We start from the raw sequence: 692 nt of genomic DNA, 5'->3' as shown, positions 1-692 counted from the left end.
ACCAGGGCGAGCGCCGTCGCGCGCTCCCCCGCCGGCCAGGCGACGAGGGGTGCGAGCATCAGCATCAGAACCGCCGCCGCGAGCACGGCCCCGGCGGTTCCGAGCTCGGCCCAGACCTGGAGGAATGCGTTGTGCGGATGGCCGACGGCGAGCAGCGTCCGCATCTCCGGATCGAGGCGCGCGGCCACCGGCGCCTCGGCGAAGCGAGCCGACGTGCCGAAGCCGGCTCCGACCCACGGGTCCGCCGCGACGGCTGCGCCGAAGCTCCGCGCGATGGCGACGCGGGCCCGCGAGGAGGAATGGACCAGCCGTTCATGCGCGGCCTCCGGCATGAACCGGTCGAGCAGGTCGCCCTCGACCGGCGCCAACGCCACGGCGAGCCCGAGGCCGAGCCCGGCGAGGCCGACCGCGAGGCGGGCCGGCAGCAGGCGCCCGAGGACGAACATCGCAAGTCCCGCGGCAAGCCCCATGGCAGCCGCCCCGCTGACCGAGCGCAGGATGCCGAGCGCTGCGAAGGCCAAAGCCGCGAGCGCGACGACGCGCGGGCCCTGGCGCCACAGTACCAGGGCGAGCGGGCCGGCGACGACGGCAAGCGTGAGCGCGGGACGGTTGTAGACGAACTCCGCCATCCGCTGGCCGAGGGCGCGCTGCAGCGGCAGACCCGCGGCGAGGCCGACGGCGATGGTCAGCCC

At 76.0% G+C, this 692-nt stretch carries 1 protein-coding gene; it reads right to left on the bottom strand.

Translation table 11 applies throughout. The annotated features are described in order from the left end of the window. The coding region (locus FV222_RS28360) for an O-antigen ligase family protein (RefSeq protein ID WP_187277530.1) at positions 1 to 692 on the bottom strand (692 nt) is incomplete at both ends.

Origin of the sequence: Methylobacterium sp. WL103 (genome assembly GCF_008039885.1) — a bacterium.
Taxonomy (GTDB): Bacteria; Pseudomonadota; Alphaproteobacteria; order Rhizobiales; family Beijerinckiaceae; genus Methylobacterium; species Methylobacterium cerastii.
This window is presented reverse-complemented; position numbering and strand designations above follow the sequence as displayed.